Annotated in this window: 25 protein-coding genes; 9 read left to right on the plus strand and 16 right to left on the minus strand. The window is 39.9% G+C overall.

The genetic code is table 11. The features are described from left to right. Positions 1-21 precede the first annotated feature (21 nt). The 3 genes from AACZ73_RS07060 to AACZ73_RS07070 form a co-directional block, all read right to left on the minus strand. Entirely contained in the window at positions 22-1,347 is a 1,326-nt protein-coding gene (locus tag AACZ73_RS07060) for an MFS transporter (protein WP_339876673.1), read from the minus strand. Between the two features lie 36 nt (positions 1,348-1,383). Next, positions 1,384-3,822 (minus strand): glycoside hydrolase family 31 protein, encoded by a 2,439-nt coding sequence (locus AACZ73_RS07065; RefSeq protein WP_339876675.1) that lies wholly within the window; start codon positions 3,820-3,822, stop codon positions 1,384-1,386. Between the two features lie 182 nt (positions 3,823-4,004). After that, positions 4,005-5,036: a LacI family DNA-binding transcriptional regulator gene (locus AACZ73_RS07070; RefSeq protein WP_339876676.1), complete on the minus strand. Its 1,032-nt coding sequence runs from the start codon at positions 5,034-5,036 to the stop codon at positions 4,005-4,007. Between the two features lie 329 nt (positions 5,037-5,365). Between AACZ73_RS07070 and fbaA the strand changes: the two genes are divergently transcribed. Then, complete coding sequence (fbaA, locus tag AACZ73_RS07075) at positions 5,366-6,427, plus strand: class II fructose-bisphosphate aldolase (protein ID WP_339876678.1); 1,062 nt, start codon at positions 5,366-5,368, stop codon at positions 6,425-6,427. A 217-nt stretch (positions 6,428-6,644) separates the two neighbouring features. Here fbaA and pfkA read toward each other — a convergent pair whose 3' ends face one another. The 3 genes from pfkA to AACZ73_RS07090 all read right to left on the minus strand — a co-directional run bounded on the left by pfkA (position 6,645) and on the right by AACZ73_RS07090 (position 10,140). Beyond that, on the minus strand, positions 6,645-7,631 hold the full coding sequence (gene pfkA, locus AACZ73_RS07080) for a 6-phosphofructokinase (protein ID WP_339876680.1): 987 nt from the start codon (positions 7,629-7,631) through the stop codon (positions 6,645-6,647). Further along, the gene (locus AACZ73_RS07085) at positions 7,631-8,005 is read right to left on the minus strand and encodes a methylglyoxal synthase (protein ID WP_339876682.1); all 375 of its coding nucleotides are present in this window, start codon (positions 8,003-8,005) and stop codon (positions 7,631-7,633) included. The genes pfkA and AACZ73_RS07085 overlap by 1 nt, the downstream gene beginning before the upstream one ends. A 92-nt stretch (positions 8,006-8,097) precedes the next feature. Next, positions 8,098-10,140: a S9 family peptidase gene (locus AACZ73_RS07090; protein WP_339876684.1), complete on the minus strand. Its 2,043-nt coding sequence runs from the start codon at positions 10,138-10,140 to the stop codon at positions 8,098-8,100. Between the two features lie 186 nt (positions 10,141-10,326). Between AACZ73_RS07090 and mscL the strand changes: the two genes are divergently transcribed. Next, the gene (gene mscL / locus AACZ73_RS07095) at positions 10,327-10,752 is read left to right on the plus strand and encodes a large-conductance mechanosensitive channel protein MscL (RefSeq protein WP_339876686.1); all 426 of its coding nucleotides are present in this window, start codon (positions 10,327-10,329) and stop codon (positions 10,750-10,752) included. 23 nt (positions 10,753-10,775) lie between these two features. Here the strand turns inward: mscL and AACZ73_RS07100 are convergent, their stop codons facing one another. From AACZ73_RS07100 to AACZ73_RS07120, 5 genes are all read right to left on the minus strand, one after another. Then, positions 10,776-11,216: a hypothetical protein gene (locus AACZ73_RS07100; protein ID WP_339876687.1), complete on the minus strand. Its 441-nt coding sequence runs from the start codon at positions 11,214-11,216 to the stop codon at positions 10,776-10,778. A gap of 5 nt (positions 11,217-11,221) precedes the next feature. Beyond that, positions 11,222-11,584: a hypothetical protein gene (locus AACZ73_RS07105; RefSeq protein WP_339876689.1), complete on the minus strand. Its 363-nt coding sequence runs from the start codon at positions 11,582-11,584 to the stop codon at positions 11,222-11,224. A 34-nt stretch (positions 11,585-11,618) separates the two neighbouring features. After that, positions 11,619-12,167: an RNA polymerase sigma factor gene (locus AACZ73_RS07110; RefSeq protein WP_339876691.1), complete on the minus strand. Its 549-nt coding sequence runs from the start codon at positions 12,165-12,167 to the stop codon at positions 11,619-11,621. Between the two features lie 162 nt (positions 12,168-12,329). After that, a complete protein-coding gene (locus tag AACZ73_RS07115; protein WP_339876692.1) occupies positions 12,330-13,250 on the minus strand; it encodes a universal stress protein in 921 nt (306 codons plus the stop codon). 758 nt (positions 13,251-14,008) lie between these two features. Then, positions 14,009-15,037: a sugar phosphate isomerase/epimerase gene (locus AACZ73_RS07120; protein WP_339876694.1), complete on the minus strand. Its 1,029-nt coding sequence runs from the start codon at positions 15,035-15,037 to the stop codon at positions 14,009-14,011. Positions 15,038-15,178: 141 nt separating this feature from the next. Here AACZ73_RS07120 and arfB point away from each other — a divergent pair, with 141 nt between their 5' ends. Continuing rightward, on the plus strand, positions 15,179-15,610 hold the full coding sequence (gene arfB, locus AACZ73_RS07125; protein ID WP_339876695.1) for an alternative ribosome rescue aminoacyl-tRNA hydrolase ArfB: 432 nt from the start codon (positions 15,179-15,181) through the stop codon (positions 15,608-15,610). A 21-nt stretch (positions 15,611-15,631) separates the two neighbouring features. Here arfB and AACZ73_RS07130 read toward each other — a convergent pair whose 3' ends face one another. The 3 genes from AACZ73_RS07130 to AACZ73_RS07140 form a co-directional block, all read right to left on the minus strand. After that, the gene (locus tag AACZ73_RS07130) at positions 15,632-16,036 is read right to left on the minus strand and encodes a hypothetical protein (protein WP_339876697.1); all 405 of its coding nucleotides are present in this window, start codon (positions 16,034-16,036) and stop codon (positions 15,632-15,634) included. A gap of 173 nt (positions 16,037-16,209) precedes the next feature. Continuing rightward, positions 16,210-16,914 (minus strand): ribose-5-phosphate isomerase RpiA, encoded by a 705-nt coding sequence (gene rpiA, locus AACZ73_RS07135; RefSeq protein WP_339876699.1) that lies wholly within the window; start codon positions 16,912-16,914, stop codon positions 16,210-16,212. A 48-nt stretch (positions 16,915-16,962) separates the two neighbouring features. Continuing rightward, positions 16,963-18,177 carry a serine hydrolase gene (locus tag AACZ73_RS07140; RefSeq protein ID WP_339876701.1) on the minus strand — a complete coding sequence of 405 codons (1,215 nt, stop codon included), beginning with the start codon at positions 18,175-18,177 and terminating at the stop codon, positions 16,963-16,965. Positions 18,178-18,311: 134 nt separating this feature from the next. Here AACZ73_RS07140 and AACZ73_RS07145 point away from each other — a divergent pair, with 134 nt between their 5' ends. Beyond that, positions 18,312-18,653: a zinc ribbon domain-containing protein YjdM gene (locus AACZ73_RS07145; protein ID WP_339876703.1), complete on the plus strand. Its 342-nt coding sequence runs from the start codon at positions 18,312-18,314 to the stop codon at positions 18,651-18,653. A gap of 80 nt (positions 18,654-18,733) precedes the next feature. Here the strand turns inward: AACZ73_RS07145 and AACZ73_RS07150 are convergent, their stop codons facing one another. Further along, positions 18,734-19,660, minus strand: coding sequence for a ThuA domain-containing protein (locus AACZ73_RS07150; protein ID WP_339876705.1), 927 nt, complete (start codon positions 19,658-19,660; stop codon positions 18,734-18,736). A gap of 80 nt (positions 19,661-19,740) precedes the next feature. On the opposite strand from AACZ73_RS07150, the gene AACZ73_RS07155 reads away from it, so the two are divergent. The 5 genes from AACZ73_RS07155 (at position 19,741) to AACZ73_RS07175 (ending at position 25,999) form a co-directional block, all read left to right on the plus strand. Beyond that, the gene (locus AACZ73_RS07155; RefSeq protein WP_339876707.1) at positions 19,741-20,709 is read left to right on the plus strand and encodes a PmoA family protein; all 969 of its coding nucleotides are present in this window, start codon (positions 19,741-19,743) and stop codon (positions 20,707-20,709) included. Positions 20,710-20,776: 67 nt separating this feature from the next. After that, the gene (locus tag AACZ73_RS07160; protein WP_339876709.1) at positions 20,777-22,147 is read left to right on the plus strand and encodes a Gfo/Idh/MocA family oxidoreductase; all 1,371 of its coding nucleotides are present in this window, start codon (positions 20,777-20,779) and stop codon (positions 22,145-22,147) included. Between the two features lie 12 nt (positions 22,148-22,159). Further along, positions 22,160-23,530, plus strand: a complete 1,371-nt coding sequence (locus AACZ73_RS07165; RefSeq protein ID WP_339876710.1) for a putative oxidoreductase C-terminal domain-containing protein — start codon at positions 22,160-22,162, stop codon at positions 23,528-23,530. A gap of 54 nt (positions 23,531-23,584) precedes the next feature. Further along, complete coding sequence (locus AACZ73_RS07170; RefSeq protein WP_339876711.1) at positions 23,585-24,991, plus strand: epimerase; 1,407 nt, start codon at positions 23,585-23,587, stop codon at positions 24,989-24,991. Positions 24,992-25,051: 60 nt separating this feature from the next. After that, a complete protein-coding gene (locus AACZ73_RS07175; protein ID WP_339876713.1) occupies positions 25,052-25,999 on the plus strand; it encodes an aldo/keto reductase in 948 nt (315 codons plus the stop codon). 72 nt (positions 26,000-26,071) lie between these two features. On the opposite strand, the gene AACZ73_RS07180 is transcribed toward AACZ73_RS07175, so the two are convergent. Next, a complete protein-coding gene (locus tag AACZ73_RS07180) occupies positions 26,072-26,692 on the minus strand; it encodes a phosphoribosylanthranilate isomerase (RefSeq protein ID WP_339876715.1) in 621 nt (206 codons plus the stop codon). Positions 26,693-26,807 lie beyond the last annotated feature (115 nt).

Genomic DNA, 26,807 nt, shown 5'->3' on the forward strand with positions numbered 1-26,807 from the left:
TTTAGAGAAATTTTGATTTTATTAGTCGTGGGCAGCTTTTCTGTCAGTAATCAATAGATTGCTGAGTCCTGCTAGTATTAAAAGAGTTCCTGCCAGTAGCATAGTGTTAATTACGGCTTCGCCGAATAGCAATTTGTATAGGAAATTAACCCCGCCAATCGCAGCGATGATCTGGGGAATGACAATGAACATATTGAAAATACCCATGTAAATCCCCATTTTGTTAGGATCTACTGAGCTGGAAAGCATGGCATAAGGCATGGAGAGAATGCTTGCCCAAGCTATGCCTACCAGAGCAAAGCAGATGTGCAACATCCATGGTTCTGTGATAAAATAGATAAGTATAAAACCTAAGCCACCGGCAATCAAGCTGGCTAAGTGTAGTAATTTTCTATTGATGAGATATTTGCTCGTGAATAGCGATAGAATCAAAGCAGCAAACATAGAAACCAACCCGTAAGTGCCAAGATAATTTCCTACGCTATCGGCAGCATTGTTATACGCTGCGGAGCTAGGATCGGTAGCACCAAACACGTGTTCCGTTATTGCGGGAGTTGCGAAGCTCCACATGGTAAAGAAGGCAAACCAAGAGAAAAACTGGACTACTCCGAGCTGTTTCATTACAGTAGGCATGCCTGCAATACTTCCGGTCACTTCCTTGAATCCCGTTAATATCCCTTTTGTTTTAGCTTTTTCCGCTTCGAACTTTTCCAAATCCTCAGGAGGATACTCTTCAGTTTTAAGAATGGTATAGAGGATAGAAGTAAAGAGTACAAGAGAGCCAACTGCAAAAGCATACTTGACTGAATCAGGAACTACACCTTCTGGAGCAGTGTTTGGCACCCCCAATTTTGTCATCAACCAAGGAAGATTGGAAGCTACCCAAGTTCCTATTCCAATAATTAATGTCTGGACAACAAATCCATAAGACCGCTGAGAATCTGGGAGTTTGTCAGCTACCAATGCACGAAAAGGTTCCATGCTGATGTTGATAGAAGCATCCAAAATCCACAATGCGCCAGCTGCCATCCATAGTGCAGAGGAATACGGTGTAAAAAACAATGCAATGGAACTTAGCAATGCACCCACAAAGAAATAAGGTTTTCTACGTCCAAACTTCTTATGCCAAGTGCGATCGCTAAGGTATCCCACTATCGGCTGAATAAGAAGACCTGTAAGAGGAGCTGCGATCCAGAGTATGGGGATTGCATCTTTATCTGCACCAAGAGTCTGGAAGATTCTAGACATAAATCCTCCTTGCAGTGCAAAGCCAAATTGAATCCCAATCATACCGAAACTCATGTTCCAGATTTGCCAGAAATCTAACTTCTTTTTGAAGTGGGTCATTTGGGTTTTATTAAAGAATTGGTTCTCGTTGCTGGGCTAAGCTAATCCATGAATCTGCAGCTTTTCTGAGGTGTTTTTTATCTCGAAGAACTTCAACTTTGGGATAGAAAGATGTGGGTAGCTCAAGTCCGGTAAAGGGTCAAACTCACTCAATTTATCCAAAAATGCATAACTCTCATATTTCAATTCGAAAGTTTGATTGTCTATCATGACTGATTCAGTTTGAAATCCATGAAGATAGAAACGTAAGGAGGAATATTCGCTAGGAAAATCGCCTGTGCAACTATCGATAATCAGCATCTCTTCCTCTGGTAAAAAAGTCATTTCACGTTCCAGATAATTTCCCGATTCAAAGTAAAAACTTATCCCATCATCTTCATAATGCTCGTATGTAGAACCTTTACTTCCGGCATAAAGGTGAATATAGAGCGTACCATCATTTTTGGAGGCTGTGTGAGGTATGTCAGACTGCATGACAAGAATGCTTCCTTCTTTCACGTAAACCGGCAAGTTGTTCAGGGGACAATCCTGATAAATGACCTGTCCGCCTTTGATGGATTGATCGGTGAAAAGGTAGTACCAATTTCCCTTAGGCAAATATACTTTCATGATTTCCCGATAGCTTTCCACCGGAGCTATCATGAGATTATCACAAAACAAATATTGATTTTGATAGGCTGAAAGGAAAACTAGGGGATCATTTGAGTAATCTATAGCCAAGCTTGCCGCGACGGGTAATCCACTTTGGCTACTCTTGCGAAAACTACTGTATATTGTTGGAAGTAATTTGTATCGAAGCTTCATATAGCTTCTGGATATTTCCTCTACTTCTTCACCAAATGCCCAAGGTTCCGCATCATTGCTATTGATCATGGAATGTGCTCGGAAAAGTGGGGAAAAAGCTCCTATGCTCATCCAACGGGCATAAAGTGACTTGGTCGCTTCACCGGCAAAGCCACCTACATCATATCCCGAAAATGGTATCCCGCTCATGCCAAGACTATTTACCAGGCGAATGCCAGCGAGCATATGTTCTTCTGTGGAGATATTATCTCCCGTCCATATAGCGGCGTAGCGCTGTACTCCTGAGAAACCAGATCTTGTCAGCACAAAAGGACGTTGGTTGGGATAGTTTTTAATAGAACCTTGCTGAGTGCTTTTAGCCATCTGCATACCGTAAATATTCCGGGCTTTGCGGTGAGATGAGGTATTACCATCGTAATTAAATTCGATAAGGTTTGGTGTGAACTGTCCCCAAGAAGCAGGCTCATTCATATCGGTCCAGAATCCATCTACTCCTGCTTCAGTGTAAAAAGCCATTTTCTCCATCCACCAATTTCTGGTAGCTGGATTGGTGAAATCAGGGAAAGCACACCAGCCAGGCCAAACCTGGCCTAAGTATTCTGTGCCATCAGGATAGCTTACGAAAAGATTCTGTTCTTTCCCTTCTTGGTATGGCAAGTATTCATCTTCAGATTTTATACCAGGGTCCAAAATCACAATTACCCTAAAACCTTTTTCCTTGAGTCTTGTGATAAGTCCTTTTGGATCAGAAAATTTCTCGCCATCAAACGTGAAAACCTTGTACTCTTCCATGTGATGTATATCAAGGTAGATTACGTCGGCAGGCATTTCCTTGTCCCGGAAGGTATTGGCCAAGGTCAAAACTTCCTTGTCTGGATAATAGGAATATCTACATTGTTGAAAACCAAGAGCCCATTTAGGTGGCATTTTCATTGTGCCAGTCAAATTACTGTAACTCTTAATGATCTCAGCTACGTTTGGTTTATGTATGAAATAATAGTCCATATCCCCATCCTCAGCATTGAAATAAGTGAAACGGTCATTTGAAGCACCAAAGTTAAACACGCTCTTATGTGTATTGTCAAAGTATATTCCGTATGCTTTATCACCTAGTAATCCCATGTAAAAAGGAATGCTGGCATAAAGCGGATCATCATTTATACCATAACCAAAATAGTCCGTATTCCAATTGGTAAATGCTCGGCCAATACGATTGAGATTACCGGTCTTCTCCCCAAGACCTATAAATTTCTCATTTTGCTGCAACTCTTTGTAGCAAGTGACTTCTGTCCCTATCCAAGATATACCAAGAGAATGATCCTTGTTCAGTAAAGTACCTTCCGAATCGAAGAAAGAACAAATACCATTCACCAAATCAAACTGTAGGGTAATTGAGGCAGTTTTTAGATAAAGTGAATTATCCAATTCTTCAAAATTGAAATCAACGGTTTCTTGATCAGCTACAATGGAGTAGGGGTTGGGGTCGAAATTAGGATTTCGGCTACACTGAATCCGTATGATCCCTTCGCTAAAAAGCGTTATTTTGATCTGTGCCGTTGGACTATGGGCAACAAATCCATCGTTGGTTTTATCCCACTTGTCTATTTTGCCAATGGGAATATATCGTGAAGAAGAGGATTGATGAAGAGAATCGGTAAGTACCTTGGTCATGGATTTATTGCTCTTTAGATGTAGCAGTGCAACTAATTTAGAACCAATTATGAATCATAAAAATCCTGAAAGGTACCACCGGCCATGAATATTGTCTAATATGAAAATGGAATACGCGTAGATTTAGGAATTAGCCCTATTCAAACGTTTGCAATCTGTGATAGAAAAAAATGATTTTTTTTCTAAAATCTTTTCGATGAATCCCTCACCATGAGTTTTGTCTCCAAAATGAGGGTTTGTTCCATCGTTTTGGGGTCAAGCTTTTTCTCAATGATATCTATAAGAATTTCGGTTGCTTTTGCTCCCATCGTAAATCCTGGCTGCGACACAGAAGAAAGTTGCGGCTCCAGCATCGAGCAAAATTGCCAATCACTAAAACCCACGATTCCTACTTCAAGAGGGACTTTCAAACCTGCGTCTCTGCAAGCCATCATTGCACCTACGGCTCCTATGTCATGACAGGAGAAATAGGCATCCGGCCTTTCCGGAAAGGAATTAATAAGGTTTCCAACCAGACCCCTACTTTCTTCAAGTGTCCCCATAGGACATGGTATAATGTAATCAGGATTAAATTTTAATCCGTTTTGCTCCAAAGCATCCATATAGCCTTTTTCTCTGTCTTTACTTATCTTCAGAGTCTTAGGGCCTGCTAGATGAACAATTTTTTTATAGCCTTGGCTGATCAGATGTGACGTAGCATCAAAGGAGCCTTGGTAATCGTCCACCATGACATTGATAGCGCCTGGAATAGCCGGAGCACGGTCAAAAAATACAATGGGAAAGTTATGATCAAGCAATTTAGTGAAGTGCTCAAAAGTCTTGGTTTCCTTCGAATAACTTACCAATACTCCATCAATCTGATTGGAGAGCATAGTTTCCATGCTTGAAATCTCGCGGTCAAGTTTCTCGTTGGATTGTGTAAGAATCACATTGTATCCGCGCGAATTTGCAACTTCCTCAATTCCACTTACTACCGTGGAAAAGAAAAAATGCACTACTTCTGGAATGATTACACCTATGGTAAATGACCTACTTTGTCGAAGGGATAACGCGATAGCATTTGGCCTGTAATTAAGTTTCTCTGCGACTTCTTTTACTTTTCGCTTAGTTTCATCATTGATTCCCGGATAATCCTTCAGCGCTCTGGAGATTGTAGAGGCAGATAAATTTAACTCGCGTGCAATGTCCTTAATTGTAGCTTGACCTAGTTTCATGTCTTACAAGTATAAAAAATAGATTAGAGATTAACTCGACTTATTGTCAACCTATAAATATTTGGAAGAAATTTGTGACTGAAATTATCAGAAACCATTATAGAAGTTGATATGGAATGAGATTGTTCTAAAAAAATCAGGGTCAAATGAGAAAATTTGAAAATTCCACGGTTTGTAATCGATTGCGGGAAAAGAATTGTTTTTTGGGGGGCGATTTTAGATTTAGATGTGGGGAATTATAAGTTAGGGATTTATATCTTTGAAGCTTATGTTACAGAAGTGACCTTTTTTTGGCCAATAAATCTTGAAATAAACAAACCTAATAAGACATGAAATTTAAACCTGGAGTAAAATACGGTGAAGAACTTAGAGATCTTTATGCTTACGCAAAAGAGAACGAGTTTGCGATGCCTGCGGTAAATGTAATCAATACGAACTCTGTGAATGCAGTTTTGGAGACAGCTAAAAAGCTAAATTCTCCTGTAATCATCCAGTTTTCTAATGGTGGAGCACAGTTTTTTGCGGGTAAATCCCTAGCAAATGATAAGCAGCAGGCGAGCATTGCCGGTGGTATCTCCGGTGCGCACCACGTGCATTTGATGGCTGAGGCATACGGTGTTCCAGTTGTTTTGCATACCGATCATGCAGCTAAGAAGTTGCTGCCTTGGATAGACGGCCTTTTGGATGCAGGTAAAGCTTACTATGCTACCCACAAAAAACCTTTGTATAGCTCTCACATGTTGGATCTTTCCGAAGAGCCTCTGGAAGAAAACGTCGAGATTTCCTGTGAATACTTCAAGGAATTTGAGAAGTTGGAAATGGCTATCGAAATTGAACTTGGTGTTACTGGTGGAGAAGAAGATGGTGTAGATAATTCTGATATAGATTCATCTAAGCTTTACACTCAGCCTGAAGAAGTAGCCTATGCTTATGAACATCTGAAGGAAATCGGAGATCTATTCACTATTGCTGCGGCTTTCGGTAACGTCCACGGAGTTTACAAGCCAGGAAATGTCAGCTTGAAACCTATTATCTTGAAAAACTCTCAGGACTTCATCAAAGAGAAGCATGGATTGACAGGTAAACCTTTGAACTTTGTATTCCATGGTGGATCTGGATCTACGGTTGAGGAAATCAGAGAAGCAAACAGCTATGGTTCTATCAAAATGAATATCGATACAGATATGCAGTGGGCATTCTGGGAAGGTATTTTGAATAATTATAAGAAAAATGAGGCGTATCTTCAGACTCAGCTGGGTAATCCAGAAGGAGCAGATAGTCCTAATAAGAAATTCTACGATCCAAGAAACTGGTTGCGCAAGGGAGAAGAGAATTTCGTGAAGCGTCTTGAGCTTGCTTTTGATATGCTTAATGCGGTAAATCGAAATTAATTTTCTCTACCATCAAATAATTAAAAGTCACCTGCTAAGGTGACTTTTTTTGTTTTAAGCTGGGGCATTGAATAGATCAAAACGGTTGTACTGAAGTTTTTTATTCCGTTTTCAAAATGGTATAAAATAAAAAGACCTTTGAATTCTGAAACATCAGGACTCAAAGGTCAATAATTGAAGCCATTTAGGTTTTAAAAGATTCGCGAGCAAAAGACAATTAAGTAGATAAAATCTTAGCTACTCTGAAATCATCTTCGTCTACAGACTTGTCATCCACTATGGCTTTTTTGATAGGCGTGTAGACCACTTTGTTGTTGATCAGACCAGCCATCACATCGTATTTACCTTGAAGCAAACCTTCTACAGCAGCAACTCCAAGCTTAGAAGCCAGTAGACGATCATATGAACTTGGAGAACCTCCACGCTGTAAGTGACCCAGGATAGTTACTTTGATATCGTAGTAAGGTAGGTGTTTGCTTACTAGAGCAGCTATTTCTGTAGCTCCGCCACTTTTACCACCTTCCGCCACAATTACAATATTGGATGCTTTCTTCGCTTTGGTTCTTATCTTCAGTTTGTCTACCAGGTGTTCAATCGGCATCTTTTTCTCAGGAATAAGAATGGCTGCCGCTGCGCTTCCAATACCGGCGTTGATAGCTATGAAGCCTGCATCTCTTCCCATTACTTCTACGAAGAAAAGTCTGTCGTGAGATGTGGCAGTATCACGGATCTTATCTATAGCTTCTATAGCAGTGTTACATGCAGTATCAAATCCAATGGTAGAATCTGTGCCTGAAAGATCATTGTCAATCGTGCCTGGAAGTCCTATTGCAGGAATACCAAATTCCTTATAGAATAAATGTGCTCCGGTCAAAGAGCCGTCCCCTCCGATCACTACCAAAGCATCAATACCATGGCTTACAAGATTGTCATAGGCAATTTTTCGGCCTTCCGGAGTACGGAATTCAGCACTTCTGGCAGATTTCAAAAAGGTACCACCACGCTCTAGTACGTGAGTGATATTCTTAGATTCCATCTTTTTAATATCATTATGAATCATACCTTCATAGCCTCGGTAGATTCCATACATTTCAAGATCATAATACAAACCGGTTCTTATGACAGCGCGGATTGCAGCGTTCATCCCAGGAGAATCGCCTCCGGAAGTAAGTACGCCTATTTTTTTGATGGTTTTAGGTTCCATTATAAGGTTTGAGTTAGGGCTTTAAACATTAGATCGGCAGAAGCCGGATTGGTGGCTAATGGAATATTATGTACATCACATATCCTCATCAACATTTGAACGTCAGGTTCGTGCGGATGCTTATCTAGTGGGTCTCTGAAGAATACTACCATCGCCAGTTCTTTTTGTGCGGCCATAGCAGCAATCTGAGCATCACCTCCGTATGGTCCGGAAAGAAGTTTCTGTACTTCAAATCCTGATTTTTCGATGTGTGACCCAGTTGTTCCTGTAGCAACAAGGTCTACATCTGCCTGATGGAGTCTTTCCTTAAATCCACTTAAAAAATGAACCATGTCGGCTTTTTTACCATCATGGGCAATTAGGGCTATTTTCATTAAGCTAGGTCAAATAGGTTTAGCCCAAAGTTAGGAAAAATCTTTCCCTGATCCTTTGGTTAATGTTATTTAAAGGCTATCAAATGGTATTTTCAGGTCAATTTTTCCAAATAAAGCAAGAAAGTATATTCCAATGCCAGTTCCTTAAGTGAATTAAATCTGCCTGAAGCTCCTCCATGTCCAGCTTCCATATTGGTGTGGAGTAGGAGAAGTTTTGTGTCAGTTTTCAATTCTCTAAGTTTTGCTACCCATTTGGTAGGCTCCCAATATTGAACTTGACTGTCGTGAAGCCCGGATGTGATCAGCAAATTAGGATAATCCTTGGCCTCGACATTATCATACGGGGAATAGGAAAGCATGTACTGATAATACTCAGAATTCTTAGGGTTTCCCCATTCCTGAAATTCTCCAGTAGTCAGTGGTATGCTTTCATCGAGCATGGTGGTCACCACATCGACGAAGGGCACAGAAGCTATCAGTCCGTTGAATAGATCTGGTCTCATATTCATCACAGCTCCCATCAGCAATCCCCCAGCGCTTCCTCCCATAGCATATAAGTGCTCTGGCGAAGTGTATTTTTCAGCTATCAAGTGCTCAGCGCAGCTAATGTAATCAGTGAATGTGTTTCGTTTTTTGAGCATTTTTCCATCCTCGTACCACGCGCGGCCTAGATCTTCACCACCTCGTATGTGAGCTATAGCAAATACAAATCCTCTGTCTAGCAAACTTAATCGACTACTGGAGAAATATGCATCCATACTGTATCCATAGGATCCATAGGAGTAGAGCAGGAGAGGATTTGATCCTCCAGGTTTAAATTTGTCGATTTTGTATACCAGCGAAATCGGAACCATGACATCGTCTGAAGCTTTAGCCCATATTCTGGCAGAGTTGTAATCGGCAGAATCATATCCTCCAACTATTTCCTGCTGCTTCAGAAGCGTTTTCTCCTTTGTAACCATATGGTAATCAAACGTGCTGGCAGGAGTGACCAGTGAATTATATCCAAATCGAAGGATATCGGTTTCAAACTCTGGATTTGTACTTATCCAAGCAGTATATGTTTCATCATCAAATTGCAGATAGTGTCCAGAGGTACCGTCCCATGGTCTAATATTGATGTTACACAGTCCCTTAGTTCTTTCCTGTACAACTAAGAAATGGGAAAATATATCAAAGTCTTCCAATAAAACTGATTCACGATGTGGAATAACATCTTCCCAATTTTCTAGTGATGGGTTACTTATAGGTGCTTTGACTAGCTTAAAGTTTTGAGCTTCATGGTTGGTTCTGATCCAAAAATGATCCTCATAATGATCTGCAGCATATTCCAAGAAAGGAATTCGTGACTGCAACACCTGGAATTCTCCTAATGGGGTAGAGGCATTCAAAAATCTTAATTCGGAAGAGATAGTACTTTCTGAGTGAATTAAGATGAACTTTTCAGACTTAGTCTTATGAACTACGCAAGAAAATTCCTCGTCCTTTTCCTCATAAATCAGCTTATCACTTGCTGTAGGAGTACCTAGCTTATGCGAGTAGATCTGATAGGATCGCAGTGTTTCTGGATCCTGTTTGGAATAGAAAAGAGTTTGGTTGTCCGCAGCCCAGGCGAAATTTCCTGTAATGTCAGGAATACGATCTGGAAGAATTTCTCCTGTTTCAAGATCTTTGAATTGAATCTCATATATTCTTCTTCCTACGTCGTCAGTAGCAAAAGCAAGGGTCTTCAGATCAGAAGTAGCTGCTGTGCCACCTACCTGGTAATACGCTTTGCCCTCGGCAAGTAAATTGACATCCAGAAATATATCCTCGGTAGCATCTAAATTTCCTTTTTTGCGGCAATAGAGAGGATATTCGCCTCCCGTTTCATATTTAACATACCAGTAATAACCGGATTTTAGGTAGGGTACGCTTTCATCATCTTCTTTAATTCTACCCTTCATTTCCTGAAATAATTTTTCCTGAAATTCTTCCGTCGATTGAAGAGTAGTTTTAAGATACTCGTTTTCAGCATTCAGATAATCTATAACCTCAGGATTATCCCTATCTCGCATCCAATAATAATTATCAGTACGTTGATGTCCATGGGTCTCCAGGAGCTGAGCTATTTTTTTGGCTTTGGGTGCCTGCATTATTTTGTGAATTTAAGCTTGCAATGTTAAGGAAAAAATAAGCTATAGAGTTCTGTTTTTTGGTTGAATATCCTCTTCAAACTGCACTTTTTATCAATTAAAATGTCTACTAAATACCCTAAGCCTTGGATAGAATGATAATTTTTAAAATATTCAATAAATATTTCAACCATTAACCAAATACCTATGGGATTTCTGAAAGAGTTTAAAGAGTTTGCTGTCAAAGGCAATGTAATTGATCTGGCGGTAGCTGTGATTATAGGTGGAGCATTCGGAAAGATTGTTTCCTCCTTTGTAAAAGATGTAGTGATGCCTCCTATAGGATTATTGCTAGGTGGAGTAAATTTTACCGATCTATCAATAGTGCTGAAAGAAGGGGTGACCAATGCTGAGGGGGAAGTCGTGACGGAACCAGTGCTTTTGACCTACGGTATATTTATTCAAAATGTCGTGGATTTTCTAATCATTGCTATTGTGATCTTTCTAGCGGTGAAGGGAATCAACAGTTTGAAGAAAAAAGAAGAAGCTGCTCCATCGGCACCACCTGCTCCTCCAAAATCTGAGGTTCTTCTTGAAGAAATTAGAGACCTACTGAAAAAGGATATCAAATAAAAAAAGCGGTTCAACCGCTTTTTTTATTTTTGAGACTCACCTTTTCTTCTTTGATAAATGTGTCTGGCGAATTCTCTGGAAAGTCCATTTAGCTGAATGATTTGATTATAGGTCAAGACGCTAGACAAATCCCTTACGAACTTTTCCTCATCAAGTATCATTTTTCTCTGGATCTCGAATTTTTTTGAAATTCTTGCCTTAGCTTCACTTTCAGATATTTCAATGTCTTTCACCCTGCCCAATTCAGACATCTCTTTGAGATTCTTTTCTCTGGCATCATTAAATACATTAAAAATTGGCCAGAATCTCTCTGCTTGCTCTGGCTTCAGATCTAATCGTGTAGTGATAAAAGCTACTCTGGCAGCTTCCAGCTTTTCCCTGTCATATCTGTCTCCAGGTCGCTGTGCAAGTGAAGTCCCGATCACAATAAAAAACAGGATAACTAGTATTGTATATTTTCTCATAATTGTTAAAACCAATTTTGATTTTCTTCTTCTTCAATGAAATCAACTTCGTAAACCATTTCTTCAGCCAAGATCTGATCCAGTATTTCTTCAGGATTATCCACTACTCCCAATACATCCTCAGCTGTCCAATACTGACTTTCAATATAAAGACTAACTTCTTCTTCCATAGATAAAGTTACAGACTGGGAACTCGGGGTGTTCAATTGCCATACTCCCAAGCTTATAACAAGTAGTGCTGCGGCGGCGGCATATTTCATCCAGCCAATGGATCTTTGTGGTTGTAGTCTGTCTATGATTTTATCAGGAAGAGTATCGAAATACCCTCCTGGAGCCTTGAAATCTTTAATTTTCGGAAATTTTTGCATCGTATGAGTTTAGACTTGGTTGAAGTCCAATAGTTTATTCTCTTGTTAGGGAATGTTCGATTTTTTTGACGGCATGATGATAACTTGCCTTTAGAGCCCCAATGCTGGTGCCTGTGATATCAGCTATTTCCTCATAAGTGAGATCTTCCTGATATTTAAGATGAAATACTAAACGCTGTTTATCAGGAAGTTTGAGTAGGGCCTTTTGAAGTAAGCGTTGTATCTCATCCCCGTCCATATTGCCTTGTTGATCAATATAAGATTCCATTTTCTCCTGATGGTCATCGATGGAGAAAAAGAATCGTTTCCTCTTCTTTTCAAGAAAACTTAAAGATTCATTCGTAGCAATCCGGTATAACCAGGTGAATAGACTCGATTGGCCCTGAAACTTTTCTATATGCTGATGAGCCTTGATAAAGGTGTTTTGAGTAATGTCATCAGCATCTTCATGAATTAATACCATTCGTCTGATCACATGATAGACACGCTTCTGGTAAGTCAGGATTAGCTGCCTAAAACCCATTTCCCTGGTTTCATGGTCTTGGATAAGTAGAAGGATTTCCTGATCACCGTTTTTATTCATTCCTCTTTTAGATCCAATTAATAGAAAAGGGTTTAAGGGAATTAAAAAGAGAGACGTTAAATATTGATTTTCAGATCAAAAAATTATCGTTTGTATTCAAATCTGAAATCTTAACATCAAATAAGCAACAGTGCCAAGAACTGATTCCGTCACCTATGGAATTTAAATTTCAAGTATGTAATCAAGAATACCGGCGTTTTTGCCTTTAGGTCGAGTTACCATTAGCGGTATGCTGTCGTTATACTGTATCAATCGTTCTGCCATACTTCCAATGAAGAGTGCCGTGGCTGCGGTTCTGCCTTTTGCACCTATGATTATAGCATCAGCATCTATTTCCTTCGCCTTAGCTACGATTTCTTCCACAGGATCATCATTAGTATCCTGAGTGTACACTGGGGTGATCTTATTTCCTTTTATATCTATTTTACGGATGAACTTTTTGTAATTAATTTCTGCATGCATCCGCATGATTTGAGTGAACTCCTCGTAGCTTTTTCCAGTGTAGTGATAACCTGAAGGGACAGTAAAAACATTTTGGCAAACAATTTCTAGCCCACCATGCTTTTCTCCAATCATTATAGCTTCTTCCAGTGCGTCTTTGGAATAGTCCGAGAAATCACTTGGAACTAGCAATCTTTTCATTTTCGTTTGAGATCCTTCCGGTACTATTAGAAGGGAACAACTTGCTCTTCTTGCTAATCTCGTGGAAGCGACTCCGGTACCCGGAAGTTCTACTTTTCTACCAATTAGAATCATGTCAGCAGATTTTTCTTCTGCTAGTTTTAGTATTTTCTTTGAAAGGGATCCTTCTTTTACAATGTAGTTTAATGAAATCCCTTTGGGATTTTTGAAATGTTCATTCACCATGGACTCCATAGCTTCCTGCCTTTCGTTGACCATATTTTCAACCAAATTTGGGAATTCCTCTAGAACTTCCTTTGGGATGCTGAGGTTCTTAATCACATTTACGAAATAGATTTTTTTGGTTTGATTGACCTGAGCTATAAAGGCAGCGTGCTGAATCAGGGTTTGATCCAGAGATGTCTGATCCAGGCAAACGACCAATTTTTTAATCAAATACATATAAATGCCGTAGGTTTTGAGAGTACAAATTTACGAGTAAAAGAAGAAAAACGTTAAGACTTAAGTGAAATAAAATTTCGACTTTTAATAAAATCCTTTCTAATGACTCTTTGCATGATTTGAATTAACTATTTTATTGGAATATTATTCTGAAACCAAAGTTTTAAATAATGCTTAGATCGTCAATTATATAACTAATTATCGGAATCATCCCTCAAATTTACCAACCTGCCGTGTAATAAATCGTATATTTGCACTGTCCGGGTCGCCGACATGTTCAAACTTCACAAATTACAAATTTACCGAGTGAAGCTCTTACCAAAAACAGGCCTCACCCCGATAACTATCGGGGCCTCGATTCGAAAGAGTCAGGATAACAGTGGAAGTTTGCGGTTAATAGGCAGCTCAAATCTTGTCAAGTAGGAGGTTTGCAACACTCTAAGACCCGGATTTTTTTAACTTATTTGGCGTCACTAGTGCAGAAGGACTAAATGTTGACTGATATTATTCTCAACTACTTTTCTTAAGATAATTCTGTCCTAAAGCTATCCTTCAAATCATCTTTTTTAAGCTTTTAAAACGTTAAAAGTTGATTTTTCGATTTTGTAGGATAAAATTGCCATGGAGCAACTGAAAATTTATATCTAAAAAAACCAAGTGTTATACTACACATTTCCAAAAAATATAAGCGGCAGATTTTAGTCTGCCGCTTCAAAAAATAGATATAAAAGTTTAGTTTGGAAAATCTTAATTCTAGACTAAGCTAGTGTTTTTTCACAAAATTCAACACACTTCTGAACTTCTTTTACGGCATCTGAACCTTCGGGTATTTGATATTCTAATTCAATGGTTGCCGGGAACTTGTACTTATTTTTTGAAATGAGATTAAGCAATTCCGGGATGGGAGTATTGCCTGATCCCCATGCTAAATTTCCTTTCCCGTTTGCCGGTGTTTGACGATCCTTCGTATGCATACTTAGAATACGACTATGCTGCTTCTCGATTAGTGGAATCAGATCGGTATTCCCAGCGGCTATGTAATGGCCTGCATCCAGGTTTAACCCATTTCTTTTACTTTGCTCAAGGGCAGTGTCCCAGAAAGTAAATGTTTCCTGCTCATGACCATGATATCCGATTGACATCTTATGTTTTTCACCCAATTTTCCCAAGCGGAGTGTATGCTCATCGTTTGAGGGATGCTCAAGAGTGACATGGGAAGCGCCTAATGCTTTTGCTGCAGTCATACCGTAAGCTATTTCTTCGTCGGAGGCATTTATACCAAATGCATTTGGCTTGAAGGCATAGATACTCACACCCGCATCATTGTACATTTTCCTCATTTTCTCAAATGGAGCTGTGCCTACTTTACTTCTCCAGGCAGCTGCTTCTTTGCCATAGGATTCCGCCTGTGCACTCAAATCCGCAAGCTTTAATTTCTCTTCAGAAGTAAGTTCTTCACCTTTTCTCTGCTTTGACATTAGGGGATACATTTCCCTCATATTTACAGGATTCGCCGGCATTCCTGCAAAAGATTCCGCTGGATCCCCCATCAGTTCTATAGCTGAGAGACCAGAATCAAGTACATATTGAAGAGTAGCTTCAGCGCTCTGATCAGGCATGGATCTGAAAGAGTAAGTGATGCAACCTATTTGCACGCCGTTAATTAGCGAATTTGGTTTATTGAGCGATTTGATAATCGCCGGAGCACCTTGCAACCAAGATGGAGCCATGGCAATCCCGCTTAATCCTAAGGCTGATTTTATAAGAAATTCTCTTCTGTTTTTCATGTTATGATGGGTTGAGTTATTGTCAGACATCAAATTAGTATTTACTTTCCCTTTTTTCCTGAAAAGTTTACCCATAATTTTATTTTCAGGCTGATTTGTCAAATACTCATGTGAATATTAGTAGAATTAAAAATTTACCTAATGAATAGCAAAGAGGAAAATATAGAAGTGAGGATTGCAAGGGGAGACTTTCTCAATGAGCTCCAGTTTATCACATCGAGGAGCGGAGGTGCTGGAGGCCAGAATGTTAATAAAGTGGAGACCAAAGTTCAGTTGAAATTTGATATTCCTAATTCTCTTCAGCTGACGGACGAGGAGAAAGCAATGGTTTTGGATAAATTATCAACTAAAACCGATCAGGCAGGAGTGCTGCAATTACAATCGCAAGAAAAGCGTTCGCAGATTCAGAATAAGGAGTTGGTAATTCGCAAGTTTGAGGATTTGCTGCGTAAAGCTTTCCATAAGAAACGCGTACGAAAAGCTACCAAACCTAAAAAAGGAGCAATAGAAAAACGGCTAAAAGCCAAAAAGAATCAGTCCGAAAAAAAAGCCAATCGAAGCTGGAAAGAGTAGTAGAAGTAATAAGATTAACTATTAAAATTCTTTTATTCGAAGTGTATAATTTTTTGTAGAGTCAGGTTGATGGATTTGAAGTGGGAAATTACCTATAGGCTTTACAATTCGCATGGAATAAATAGTCTCAGTATTCTCTACGATTTGAATATGATCTTGATTTTGGAAAAGATTTTTTTCAGCCTGGTTATCATCTATATATTTTTCCAGGCTATCAAATTGTTCAAGAAACATTGTGTCAATATTAAATCCTTTGGGACTGAAGTATTGTAGCGTGTCAAAAGGTTGAGTTGAGTTAGCTATGTCCAAGCTATTTTCAAATGAGAATTTCTTTTGAGTGAATTCCTTTTGAGAAAAACTAGTTTGTGAGAAAACTGCTATGCTGGTAGCTAAGGTGAATACAGAAAATAATAGTAGCTTTTTCATATCTTAATTAGTTAAGTAAAAAGTAAGTGCTGGAGTTGATTTTCAGATCTTTTTTTGGATACGAAATGTGATAACAATTAGTTTTCTCAATCAATTGCTAATTAAATTAACAGGTTTAAACTCATCTACCTCACTATTTCCTTTAACTCTTCATCGAATTTCTCCCCTGAAGTTTATACAATTTTGCTCGCCGTAATAGTCTGAGTGGTCTCATCTTTACCAAGAACTATAATATCGGCAAGATTTATGAAGATTCCGTGACATACCAATCCTACGATTTCATTTAGGGATGTTGAAAGCGAATATGGATCCTCAATGTGTCCGAAGTCTGTATCCAGGATCCAGTTGCCCTGATCTGTCAAAAATTCTTTTCCTGTTTGCTGACGTATTTTGGGAATACCACCAAGTTCTTTTAGTTGGTTAATCACAAGATTGCTGGCAAATGGAATAACTTCGATCGGTAATTTAAATTTCAATCCTAGCTTATCTGTCTTTTTGCTTGAATCAGCAATGATTATCTTTTTCCTTGTCATAGATGCCACAATCTTTTCTCTCAGCAAAGCACCTCCGCCACCTTTGATCAAAACTAAATCTTCATTGAACTCATCTGCTCCATCTATGGTCACATCAATAGAATCTACGCTATTGCTGTCGATAAGAGGAATATTAAGAGACTCTGCGAGAAACTGCGTTTTGTGAGAAGTAGGAATAGCTTTTATCTGCAACCCATTTTGTACAAGTTTGCCGATTTCTTGAATGGCGTAATAAACAGTAGACCCTGAACCAAGTCCAATCACTTGACCATCTTGGATATACGTGACAGCCGCCAGCGCAGCTAATTGTTTTTCTTTTTCAATCTTAGCTGAGTCTTTTTCCATGATAGAAAGATTTAGATAGTAATCAGAGGTAAAAATTCTTTTAAAATTCTACTTTAAACTTTCCAATACAAGTCTCACCAACTCATTTTTATCTCCGCCGGGTATCCACCTGGCCACGATTACCAAGTCATTTTCCTGATCTACATAAATCATATTAGTTCCGGCTCCGATATGGGAGTATGCAGTTTTGGGAGCTGCCGGAATATCTTTCTGATCGTAGTTTAGGAAGTAATTCATAAATCCATAACCTTCATTGGCAGGGGTGGAGGTTTTGGATTTATCTAACCAAGTCGTAGGAATAAGTTGCTGATCGTGCCATTTACCGTTATTCAGTGTCAAATAACCAAATCTTGCCTGATCCCAAGCAGAAAGCATCATTCCTCCTCCCCAGTGAGATCCTCCAGAGACAGACTGCATGATCTGCCCGTCTATGATAACGAAAGAATTTTCGTATCCTGTCCATCTCCAAGTATCGCTTGCGCCAATCGGATCCATGATTTTTTCTTTCAGGACAGAGGGCAATGGTCTTCTCCATACATTCATCAAGGCCAGAGCAAGCACATTCACGCGGGTATCGTTGTATTCATATACTGATCCCGGAGCGGTCTGTGGCCTTGCTCTTTTCTCTTTCACCCCTTCACGTGGCCGATCTGCCCAATCTGGTTTGCCCCAGAGCGATCCTTCCCAGTCTGAAGTTTGACGAAGGAGATGATCCCAAGTAATGGTACGGTTATGTTCAGTTGAAAAAAGTTCGAAAGTGTCCTCTTCCTCAAAATGATCTGCTTTGTTGATGCTAAGTTTATTGGGATCATACGGATAGATTGGGGCCATATAAGGATACACCAGATCTTTTTCAGACTTGATCAAACCTGCATCCACGGCCAATCCAGCTGTGGTGGAAAGGAAACTTTTTGCAACAGAAAAAGTCAGATCCACGTGATTAGGATCTCCCCATTGACCAACTACGTATCCTTTATAAATAATAAGACCGGTAGCTGGCCCGCGAGTTTTCATAGGGCCGACGGGATACCCAAATGGTTCTCTTCCGAATCCACCCTCATAATGGGCAATTTTCAGATTGGGGTCTTCCTGGCTTTCATGAGCAATAGCAAAATCAATGGCTTCTTGGAGTTTTGCAGCATTTAGTCCCATGGATTCTGGGCTCTTTGATTCCCAACTGTTTTTTGGAGGGAAATAGGTTTGGGCATGTAGTGAAGGAGCCAGAAAAATCAATAGAAGGAGGGAAAAGACTTGTTTTGACATGGTTTAGAAATTTGGTCGAGTTTACTAAATAATCCCTCATTCTTTCCACCATTAATAAATATTTATCGATTGGAGTTCTTGCATCCTTATGCTCCATCCATCACATATTTTATATTTTACATTAACTTCGCGACATGAAAAACATGCCTCCTTGCCCTGCCTGTAATTCGCCATACGGCTATGAAATGGATGAAAAACTGATTTGCCCTGAGTGCAGTTTCGAGTGGGAATTCGAGGATATTCAAGAAGAAGCTGAAGAAGGATTGGTAGTCATAGACTCCAATGGGACGATATTGGCAGACGGGGACTCGGTGACAATAGTGAAAGACCTTCCTGTGAAAGGTGCTCCGAAGCCTATCAAAGCTGGTACGAAAGTAAAGAGTATCCGACTAGTGGAAGGCGATCATAATATTGACTGCAAAATCGACGGCTTTGGCTCTATGGCGCTGAAAAGTGAGTTTGTGAAGAAAGCTTAAGCATGTAGGAATTAAAAAAGCCAGTAATCATGCTTCGACTACTGACCTTTTCAAAATTTTAAATTATTTATTTCAATTTTTTATCTACCGATAGGAGTTTCATCCACTTCTACATCGCCAACCAAGTATTGCATTCCGTCCAAAATAAACTGAAGTAGGTCAGGATTCTCAAAACTTTGCGCATTATGGGATGGAGAGCAATACAGCACATGACCTTTACCTTCTTGTCTAATCCAAGCCGCATAAGTGACCCCTTCGGTTAATTCCTGACCTTTTTTTTGTCCTTCGATTTCTGCATTATTGAAATATAGAAGCGGTTTAAAGTCCATTAATTCGTATGCATTTTTATAAAAGTATGGCTCATCTACATGATTAAAACCTTCGGATGGAAATGCCTGAACCAATGGATGTTCCGGGTCAACTAACCGAACTTGGATAGCTTGCTGCTTAGGATGATAATCAAAGCTTCCTCCCAATAATTTTGAAAATTCCATCGAGTTGTTGAGTGTGGTATTTCCTCCGTGGATCACAAATAACCCCCCGCCTTTTTTCACAAAATTGATAATGTTATTTTCCAATTCGGCAGCTTTTTTCCAAACAGTTACGCTATCTGCATCAGGAGTTTCACTGAGTTTGTCCACGAACAAATTCCTATATGTTCCTATAGAGTTAGTGTTATTGAGCACAAGAAGATCATACTCTTTAAGCTTGTCTTTTTCCATCATATCGATATCAGTGCTGGAAGTCACGTCAAAGGCGCCACTCTTTTCGCCTAATATTTCAAACATGGCTTCTGTATGGGGATTTACCCAATGCACAAAGCCTGTATGCAGTGAAAACACAAGTACTTTCTTTTTTGCCTTGAATGGGAAAGTTGCCTTTTCAGGTGCTAGTTCTGAGATTTTATCTTTCCAGGCTTGATCCAGCGGAATCTCCTTAGGATTTTGTGCTAGAGCGAAATTGATACAGGTTAGGAAAACGATTCCGTAGATTACAATCCTCTTCATGGGCTATTTGGATGAGTGGGTTATTCGATAATTTAGAATTCTATATCTTTAAAATTCGATCCCAATAACCTGAAATAAATATGATATTCAAAAGAATTTTCTGTGTGCCAGCTCTATACCTATGTATTATGGGGTCAGTGTATGCACAAAAAGTAACCTTAAAAGAAACTACCAGCGGAATTGATTTCGTGATTGATAATCAGACGGTTTTGACTTACCAAACGGCTGTAGAAGATGTGCCAGAGGGAATAAAAAAAGATTACGCAAAATCAGGATTTATTCATCCGTTAAAATCACCATCCGGTCAAGTTCTGACAAGAATCCAACCCAAAGACCACTACCATCACTACGGAATCTGGGGGCCATGGACCCGCGCTACCATCAGTGGTAGAGAGGTGGATTTCTGGAATTTGGGAGATGGAAAGGGAAGAGTGGACTTCGATCATATACTATCCAAGAAAGAGGCTGGCGGAGCTGCCGAGCTGAATGTAAGACAGAATCATTTGGACTTGAAAGCTCCAGAATCGGAGCGCTTGGCTATTTCAGAAGATCTCCGCATCAAAGTAAAACCTGCTGATAAAGGGCGTTACATGGTGGACTATACTAGTACAATTGAGACAACTATTTCCGGAGGGATTTTATTGGATGATTACCGATATGGTGGTGGAATAGGATTCCGTGCCACCGAGAAATGGGGAAAAGTAAATAGCACTATTCTCACTTCCGAAGGTGATGGTAGAAAGACGGCTGATGGTACCAATGCCAAATGGGTTATTGCCCAAGGTGAAACATCAGATAAATCAGGAAAAAGCGGCATTCTATTCATGAGCCACAATACTAATAAATCTCACCCTGAACCACTCCGGGTCTGGCCGGAAGATCAGTATAATGGTGAAGGGAATGTATTCGTAGAATTCACTCCAATCAGACATGATTCTTGGGAGCTTTTGCCATACGAAAGATATACACTGAAATACAGAATGATTGTGTTTGATGGAGAGATGAGTGCAGAAGAAGCAGATGCCTACTGGAAAGCTTTTGTGAAATAGGTTTTAAAGCAGATGTGAAGATTAAATAACAGTAATATAACCCATGAGAAAATAACCTTAACACATTATGAAAAGAAGAGAATTTATAAAAAATAGCGCATTGGCAAGTGCAGCGATAGGCTTTCCTACCATTGTGCCATCTTCCGTTTTTGGTAAAAATGCCCCAAGTAATAAAATAAATATAGGTCAGATTGGTTGTGGAAGGATAGCTCGTGATCATGATTTGCCCGGAGTTTGGCAGCATGATGTAGCACGTATTGTTGCCGTTTCTGACTTGGATAGTAATAGGATGGCTGATGGTAAAAAACGTGTCGAAGAATATTACACAAAGAAAATGGGCAAAGCATATCTTGATGTAAAGCAGTACGGAGATTACAAAGATATGCTTCAAAATAAAGATATCGACGCTGTGGTCATAAGTACTCCCGATCACTGGCACTCACAGCCTGCAATGGAAGCAGTGCTTGCAGGTAAACATGTCTACGTTCAAAAACCCACTTCACTTACCATTCGTGAAGGGCGGCAGTTGGTAGATGCGGTGAAAAAATCAGGTATGGTTCTTCAGTTAGGCACTCAACAACGCTCAAGCGAGCAGTTTAGGATTGCAGCTGAGCTGGTCAGGAATGGTAGAATAGGCAAACTTCACACGGTGAAAATCGGCTTGCCAGGCGATCCTGCCGGCCCCGAGGCCGATCCCATGCCAGTTCCTTCAAATTTAAATTACGATATGTGGTTGGGCTCTACCCCAGAGATTCCTTACACTGAAATTGGGGTCCATCCCCAGCAAGGATATGACAGGCCAGGATGGCTTAGACTTGAGCAATTCGGAGCAGGAATGATTACAGGATGGGGTCAGCATCACTTCGATTCTGCAGCTTGGGGAATGGACACTGAGTTGACTGGGCCAAGATATATTCAGGCAGTAGCGGAGTTCCCGAAATCAGGTCTTTGGGATGTACATGGAGATTTCATGGCAAAAGCAGAATATGATAATGGTATCACTATGTACACTAGTGGCGGATATACGAACGGAATCCGGTATGAAGGCACTGAAGGATGGATTTGGGTTTCCAGAGGAAGTTACGTGGCTTCTGCTTCTGACCCGGTAGCTCAGGGCAACAGTGCAAAAGCATTGGATGCGTCAGATCCTAAAATACTCCAATCAGTAATCGGTCCTGATGAGATTCAGCTGATCAGAAGTGATGAGCATCATGGCAACTGGCTTGGAGCAATACAGGGTAATAATGAATTACTTTCTCCTGTAGAAATCGGTCACCGATCTTGCTCAGTTTGCTTGATTACCCATATTTCTATGAAGCTTGGACGAAAGCTGGAATGGGATGCCAAAGCTGAACAATTTATTAATGACCCGGAAGCGAACGCTATGTTGGAAAGACCACAGAGAGCTCCGTATGGTACTAATTACGTGAAAATTTAATAAGTGAATATTTTGAAAAATACTGCTCTAGTAGCTATAGCGGCGGGATTAATGCTATCCTGCGAAAACAAAGAAAGTGTGACTCAGGCACCTACATCCAATGCTGAAATTACGATTATGTCCCTTGATCCTGGGCATTTTCACGCAGGTTTGATTCACAAATCAATGTATTCTCAGGTGGATTCTACGGTGTATGTTTTTGCCCCCAATGGAGATGAGCTGAAGGATTACATAAATCGTTTGGCTGGTTATAACAACCGGACAGAAAATCCTACAGCATGGAACTTACAAGTAAGTTCGGGAGATGATTACCTGGAGCAAATGATCTCAACAAAGCCTGGGAATGTGATGATGGTGGCCGGTAAGAATGATCGCAAGATAGATTATATCTCTAAGGCTATTTCCAATGGTATTAATGTCTATGCCGATAAACCTTTGGTAATTGATAAAGCTGGTTTTCAAAAATTGGTTAAGACATTTGATGAAGCTGCACAAAAGGATCTGCTACTCTACGATATCATGACTGAGCGATTTGAGATCAGCACCATTTTGCAAAAAGAGCTTTCCATGGTTCCTGAGATTTTCGGGCAATTGGAAAAAGGAACACCTGATAATCCTGCTATTACAAAAGAATCAGTCCATCATTTCTTTAAATATGTATCGGGTAATCCTCTTATCAGACCAGATTGGTTTTTTGATACAGCAATAGAAGGTACTGGAATAGTGGATGTGACCACTCATTTGGTCGACTTGGTTCAGTGGGAAGCTTTTCCTGAAGTTACGCTAGACACCTCAGATGTGAAGATGCTGTCAGCTAAACTCTGGTCCACGGATCTTGACTTAGAGCAATTCAAACTAGTCACGGGTAAAGAAGAATTCCCTGATTTTTTACAGAAAAATGTTTCGGACAATCATCTTAGCGTGAACAGTAACGGGGAGATGAATTACACCCTGAAAGACGTTCATGCTAAGGTAAGTGTGATCTGGAATTTTCAAGCTCCGGAAGGAGCGGCCGATACTCACTATAGCATGATGCGTGGTAGCAAGGCCAATCTCATAATCCAACAAGGGGAAGCGGAGAATTACGTCGCCACTTTGTATATAGAGTTATTGGATGGACAGGATGAGGCTTTGTCAACTGAAGTGAAAACCACTTTGCAAGAACGTTTCCCTGGAATTGATCTGGAGAAAGTAAGTGATGGTAAATACAAGATGATTATTCCTGAAAAGTATCACAATGGTCATGAGGCACACTTTGCACAGGTGACAGAAAAGTACCTTGAGTATTTCACCAAAGGAAATATCCCTTCGTGGGAAGTGCCAAATATGATTGTCAAGTACTTTACCACAACGGAAGCTTTAAAAAAAGCGGAGGTAAAATAAAAATTTTCTAAACAGGATGACCAATAAATAGGTTGATTAGTCAAGCTCTTACTTATGGAATTAACCGATCAACCTATTTCTGCACCCAAACCCACAGTGGCCATAGCGGGTGCCGGAGGATATGTCGGACGATGGTTTATTTATCATTTTCGGCATAAGTACAACATCATTGCGCTCAGCCGTAAGAAAATAAAGGATAATCCTTATCCTGAAGTGACCTGGAAGCAGGTGGAATTATATTCCATATCCAGTACTACAGAAGTTTTAAAAGGCGTTGATGTTGCAATCTACCTGGTGCATTCGATGAATGCCTCTACACGATTAAATCAGGGTAGCTTTGAAGATACGGATTTGCTTTTGGCGGATAATTTTAGCCGTGCAGCAGATATCAACAAGGTAAAACAAATCATTTATTTGGGAGGCCTTCTACCAAAGGAAACTGGCGAAAATCTCTCAAGACATTTGAAGAGCCGCTTGGAAGTGGAGCATACTTTGGGCTCCAGATCTGCCAAACTTACGGCTATACGAGCTTCTATTATAGTTGGACCTGGAGGATCATCCTTTGATATGATCAAAAATCTAGTCAAAAACCTCCCGGTTTTAATGTGCCCAAAATGGACAGAATCCCTCACACAGCCAATTTCCCTAAGAGATACTTTAGATATACTTGACACATGCGTTGCCAATGAGAATGTTTTCGGAGAGGCTATAGAAATAGGTAATCCAGAAGTGATTTCTTACCGGAAAATGTTGGAGTTGACAGCAAAACAACTTGGGAAGAAGCGCTGGGTGTTTTCAGTTCCAGTGTTTTCACTAGGACTTTCCAAATTGTGGGTAGGTTTCTTTGGTGAATCTCCTCCTCAGCTTGTGTCTCCGTTGGTGGAAAGTCTAAAACATACGCTGAGGGTATCAGATGAACTAAAGTTTAAGGAAAAGCATATTGATTATCTGACCTATGAGGAGTCCGTAAGGGAAGCGTTGGATTCAGAAGTACAGCCTGAGACTCCTAGCTTTTTTCCGCAGGAGAAAATAAAGAACACAGTTCGAAGTATACAACGGATGGCTAATCCTCATGGCAATTCAGCAACTTGGGTAGCGCATCGTTATAATATCTGGTTACCCACATATCTCAAATTCTGGATCAATGGGGAGATGCTTGAAAGTGGGGAAATTGTCTTTTATCTTCTGTGGAGCAAAAAGCCAATGTTGCACTTGACTATGATACCTGATCGAAGTGAGGAAAACCGAAAGTTGTTTTATATCTCAGGAGGATGGCTAGTAAAGCGATTTGACCATGGCTGGTTGGAGTTTAGAGGAGTCCTGGACAATCGCTACATTATATCAGCCATCCATGAGTTTGTTCCAAGGTTGCCATGGATAATTTATGTAAATACCCAGGCCAAAATTCATCTATGGGTGATGAATAGTTTTAAGAAATATTTGGAAAATCGGCTGAATTAAATTTTAGGATTTATACTTTTAAAGTAACCAAATATATAAAGTGTATAAACTTTTACAACCATGAACTATTTAAGCTTTAAAAATGGAGATCAAATCCCAATTATAGGCCTCGGCACTTGGAAGAGTAAGCCAGGCGAAGTAAGTCAGGCAGTCTATTGGGCCATCCAGGCAGGATATCGTCACATTGATTGTGCTGCAGTTTATCAAAATGAAACTGAAGTTGGGGAAGGAATCTTTAAGGCGATTTCGGAAGGATTGGTCACCAGAGAAGAGCTATTTGTAACTTCCAAGCTCTGGAATAATTCCCACAAGAAAGATCAGGTACTTCCGGCCTTGCAAAAATCACTTGCTGATCTGCAACTGGATTATGTGGATCTTTATCTTATTCACTGGCCAATTGCCCTTAAGGCGGAAGTAGGATTTCCAAAAAGTAGAGAAGACTTCTACACCTATGATGAAGTTTCCATCGGAGAGACATGGAAAGCGATGCAGGAATTGAAAGAAAAAGGACTCGCAAAACACATTGGCGTTTCTAACTTTAACCAAAATAAACTGAATGAATTGTTCGAAGTAGGTGGTCAAAAGCCTGAAATGAATCAGGTAGAAATGCAACCCTATCTTCCTCAGGAAAGTTTGGTGCAGTTTTGCTTAGAGCATGGCATTTTAATGACTGCATATTCGCCATTAGGATCGCCGGACTCCCGAGCTGAAAAGCATGCAAATGATCCAAAATTGCTAGTCGACCCTGTTGTCAAGGAAATAGCAGATAAACATAAAGTGGGACCAGGACAAATCCTTATAGCTTGGTCAATTGCAAGAGATATTGCTGTAATTCCAAAATCGGTTCATCAGGAGAGAATCATCAGAAATCTAGCCTCTGCCAATATACTTCTGGATGATCATGATATGATGGAGCTCAGGGATATTGGGATCAGCCATAGATTTATAGACGGATCTTTTTTCACAGGAGATAATAGTCCCTACGAAAGTTCAGATTTGTTTGACTGATATTAATGCCACCACAATAGCAAAAAAGGCAATTGGATCATTCCAGTTGCCTTTTTTCATTTTTAGTGGAAATTAATCATCTATTTCCAGTGCTTCCAAAATACTGGCCATTTCATCAAAGTCTTTCAATCCTGGCTTAATTTCCTCCCCACCAGTAAGTGAAATTCCGTACAGGTTCAGCTCATTGATTAATGCTTGAACATTTGCTGCGGTTATTCCAACACCTAGTATCACCTTACAGTTTTCGCTAATTATTTTGATAGCGTCCTTGTCAAATTCATCAAGTTCTTCATGCGCAGAGGTGACGTGGAAAATAATTCCAGACTCATTAAGTTTTTCCGCCACTTCTAATTCTATGTGGCGCACTTCTTCCAGATCCATCTTATAGATTAGTCCGTATCCTTTACCCTCAACCTCAGTCAATGGTTCGATTCTGTCGTGCTCTATCCATTTTATGGATGGATAATTAGTCAGAGATTCCAAGACCTCGTTTCCATGATAAGTCAAAAACTCACCGACAAACTCGAGTCCTGAAACCCAACCTGTTATTTCATCAAATCGTGTATGACTGATGAATTTATCAGAGTTTTCTTCAAGTGAAAAACCTAGTAAGTCTACATACATACCGGCGCAATATCTGGCATCAGAAAGATTGGTGATACCGCTTATTTTTACAAAAGTGCTTAAAGCCATGATTCTAAATTTGGAGTGGCTAAGTTAACTAGGATGATCGGGTTGAAAAAAGCTTTTCCAAAGTGTATGAAATTTCATCTGCCATATTGTAAGAAAATACTAGTATTTTTAGTCA

The sequence above is a fragment of the uncultured Algoriphagus sp. genome (genome assembly GCF_963974835.1).
Lineage (GTDB): Bacteria > Bacteroidota > Bacteroidia > Cytophagales > Cyclobacteriaceae > Algoriphagus.

Coding starts and splice junctions, on each gene's coding strand:
- AACZ73_RS07090 (WP_339876684.1), bottom strand. CDS start 10,140: ATGCAGGCACCCAAAGCCAAAAAAATAGCTCAGCTCCTGGAGACCCAT.
- AACZ73_RS07070 (WP_339876676.1), bottom strand. CDS start 5,036: ATGAAACTAGGTCAAGCTACAATTAAGGACATTGCACGCGAGTTAAAT.
- mscL (WP_339876686.1), top strand. CDS start 10,327: ATGGGATTTCTGAAAGAGTTTAAAGAGTTTGCTGTCAAAGGCAATGTA.
- rpiA (WP_339876699.1), bottom strand. CDS start 16,914: ATGGAAAAAGACTCAGCTAAGATTGAAAAAGAAAAACAATTAGCTGCG.
- AACZ73_RS07150 (WP_339876705.1), bottom strand. CDS start 19,660: ATGAAGAGGATTGTAATCTACGGAATCGTTTTCCTAACCTGTATCAAT.
- AACZ73_RS07170 (WP_339876711.1), top strand. CDS start 23,585: ATGGAATTAACCGATCAACCTATTTCTGCACCCAAACCCACAGTGGCC.
- AACZ73_RS07115 (WP_339876692.1), bottom strand. CDS start 13,250: ATGTATTTGATTAAAAAATTGGTCGTTTGCCTGGATCAGACATCTCTG.
- pfkA (WP_339876680.1), bottom strand. CDS start 7,631: ATGGAACCTAAAACCATCAAAAAAATAGGCGTACTTACTTCCGGAGGC.
- AACZ73_RS07110 (WP_339876691.1), bottom strand. CDS start 12,167: ATGAATAAAAACGGTGATCAGGAAATCCTTCTACTTATCCAAGACCAT.
- arfB (WP_339876695.1), top strand. CDS start 15,179: ATGAATAGCAAAGAGGAAAATATAGAAGTGAGGATTGCAAGGGGAGAC.
- AACZ73_RS07085 (WP_339876682.1), bottom strand. CDS start 8,005: ATGAAAATAGCCCTAATTGCCCATGATGGTAAAAAAGCCGACATGGTT.
- AACZ73_RS07175 (WP_339876713.1), top strand. CDS start 25,052: ATGAACTATTTAAGCTTTAAAAATGGAGATCAAATCCCAATTATAGGC.
- fbaA (WP_339876678.1), top strand. CDS start 5,366: ATGAAATTTAAACCTGGAGTAAAATACGGTGAAGAACTTAGAGATCTT.
- AACZ73_RS07130 (WP_339876697.1), bottom strand. CDS start 16,036: ATGAAAAAGCTACTATTATTTTCTGTATTCACCTTAGCTACCAGCATA.
- AACZ73_RS07065 (WP_339876675.1), bottom strand. CDS start 3,822: ATGACCAAGGTACTTACCGATTCTCTTCATCAATCCTCTTCTTCACGA.
- AACZ73_RS07145 (WP_339876703.1), top strand. CDS start 18,312: ATGAAAAACATGCCTCCTTGCCCTGCCTGTAATTCGCCATACGGCTAT.
- AACZ73_RS07060 (WP_339876673.1), bottom strand. CDS start 1,347: ATGACCCACTTCAAAAAGAAGTTAGATTTCTGGCAAATCTGGAACATG.
- AACZ73_RS07100 (WP_339876687.1), bottom strand. CDS start 11,216: ATGAGAAAATATACAATACTAGTTATCCTGTTTTTTATTGTGATCGGG.
- AACZ73_RS07180 (WP_339876715.1), bottom strand. CDS start 26,692: ATGGCTTTAAGCACTTTTGTAAAAATAAGCGGTATCACCAATCTTTCT.
- AACZ73_RS07160 (WP_339876709.1), top strand. CDS start 20,777: ATGAAAAGAAGAGAATTTATAAAAAATAGCGCATTGGCAAGTGCAGCG.
- AACZ73_RS07120 (WP_339876694.1), bottom strand. CDS start 15,037: ATGAAAAACAGAAGAGAATTTCTTATAAAATCAGCCTTAGGATTAAGC.
- AACZ73_RS07105 (WP_339876689.1), bottom strand. CDS start 11,584: ATGCAAAAATTTCCGAAAATTAAAGATTTCAAGGCTCCAGGAGGGTAT.
- AACZ73_RS07140 (WP_339876701.1), bottom strand. CDS start 18,177: ATGTCAAAACAAGTCTTTTCCCTCCTTCTATTGATTTTTCTGGCTCCT.
- AACZ73_RS07155 (WP_339876707.1), top strand. CDS start 19,741: ATGATATTCAAAAGAATTTTCTGTGTGCCAGCTCTATACCTATGTATT.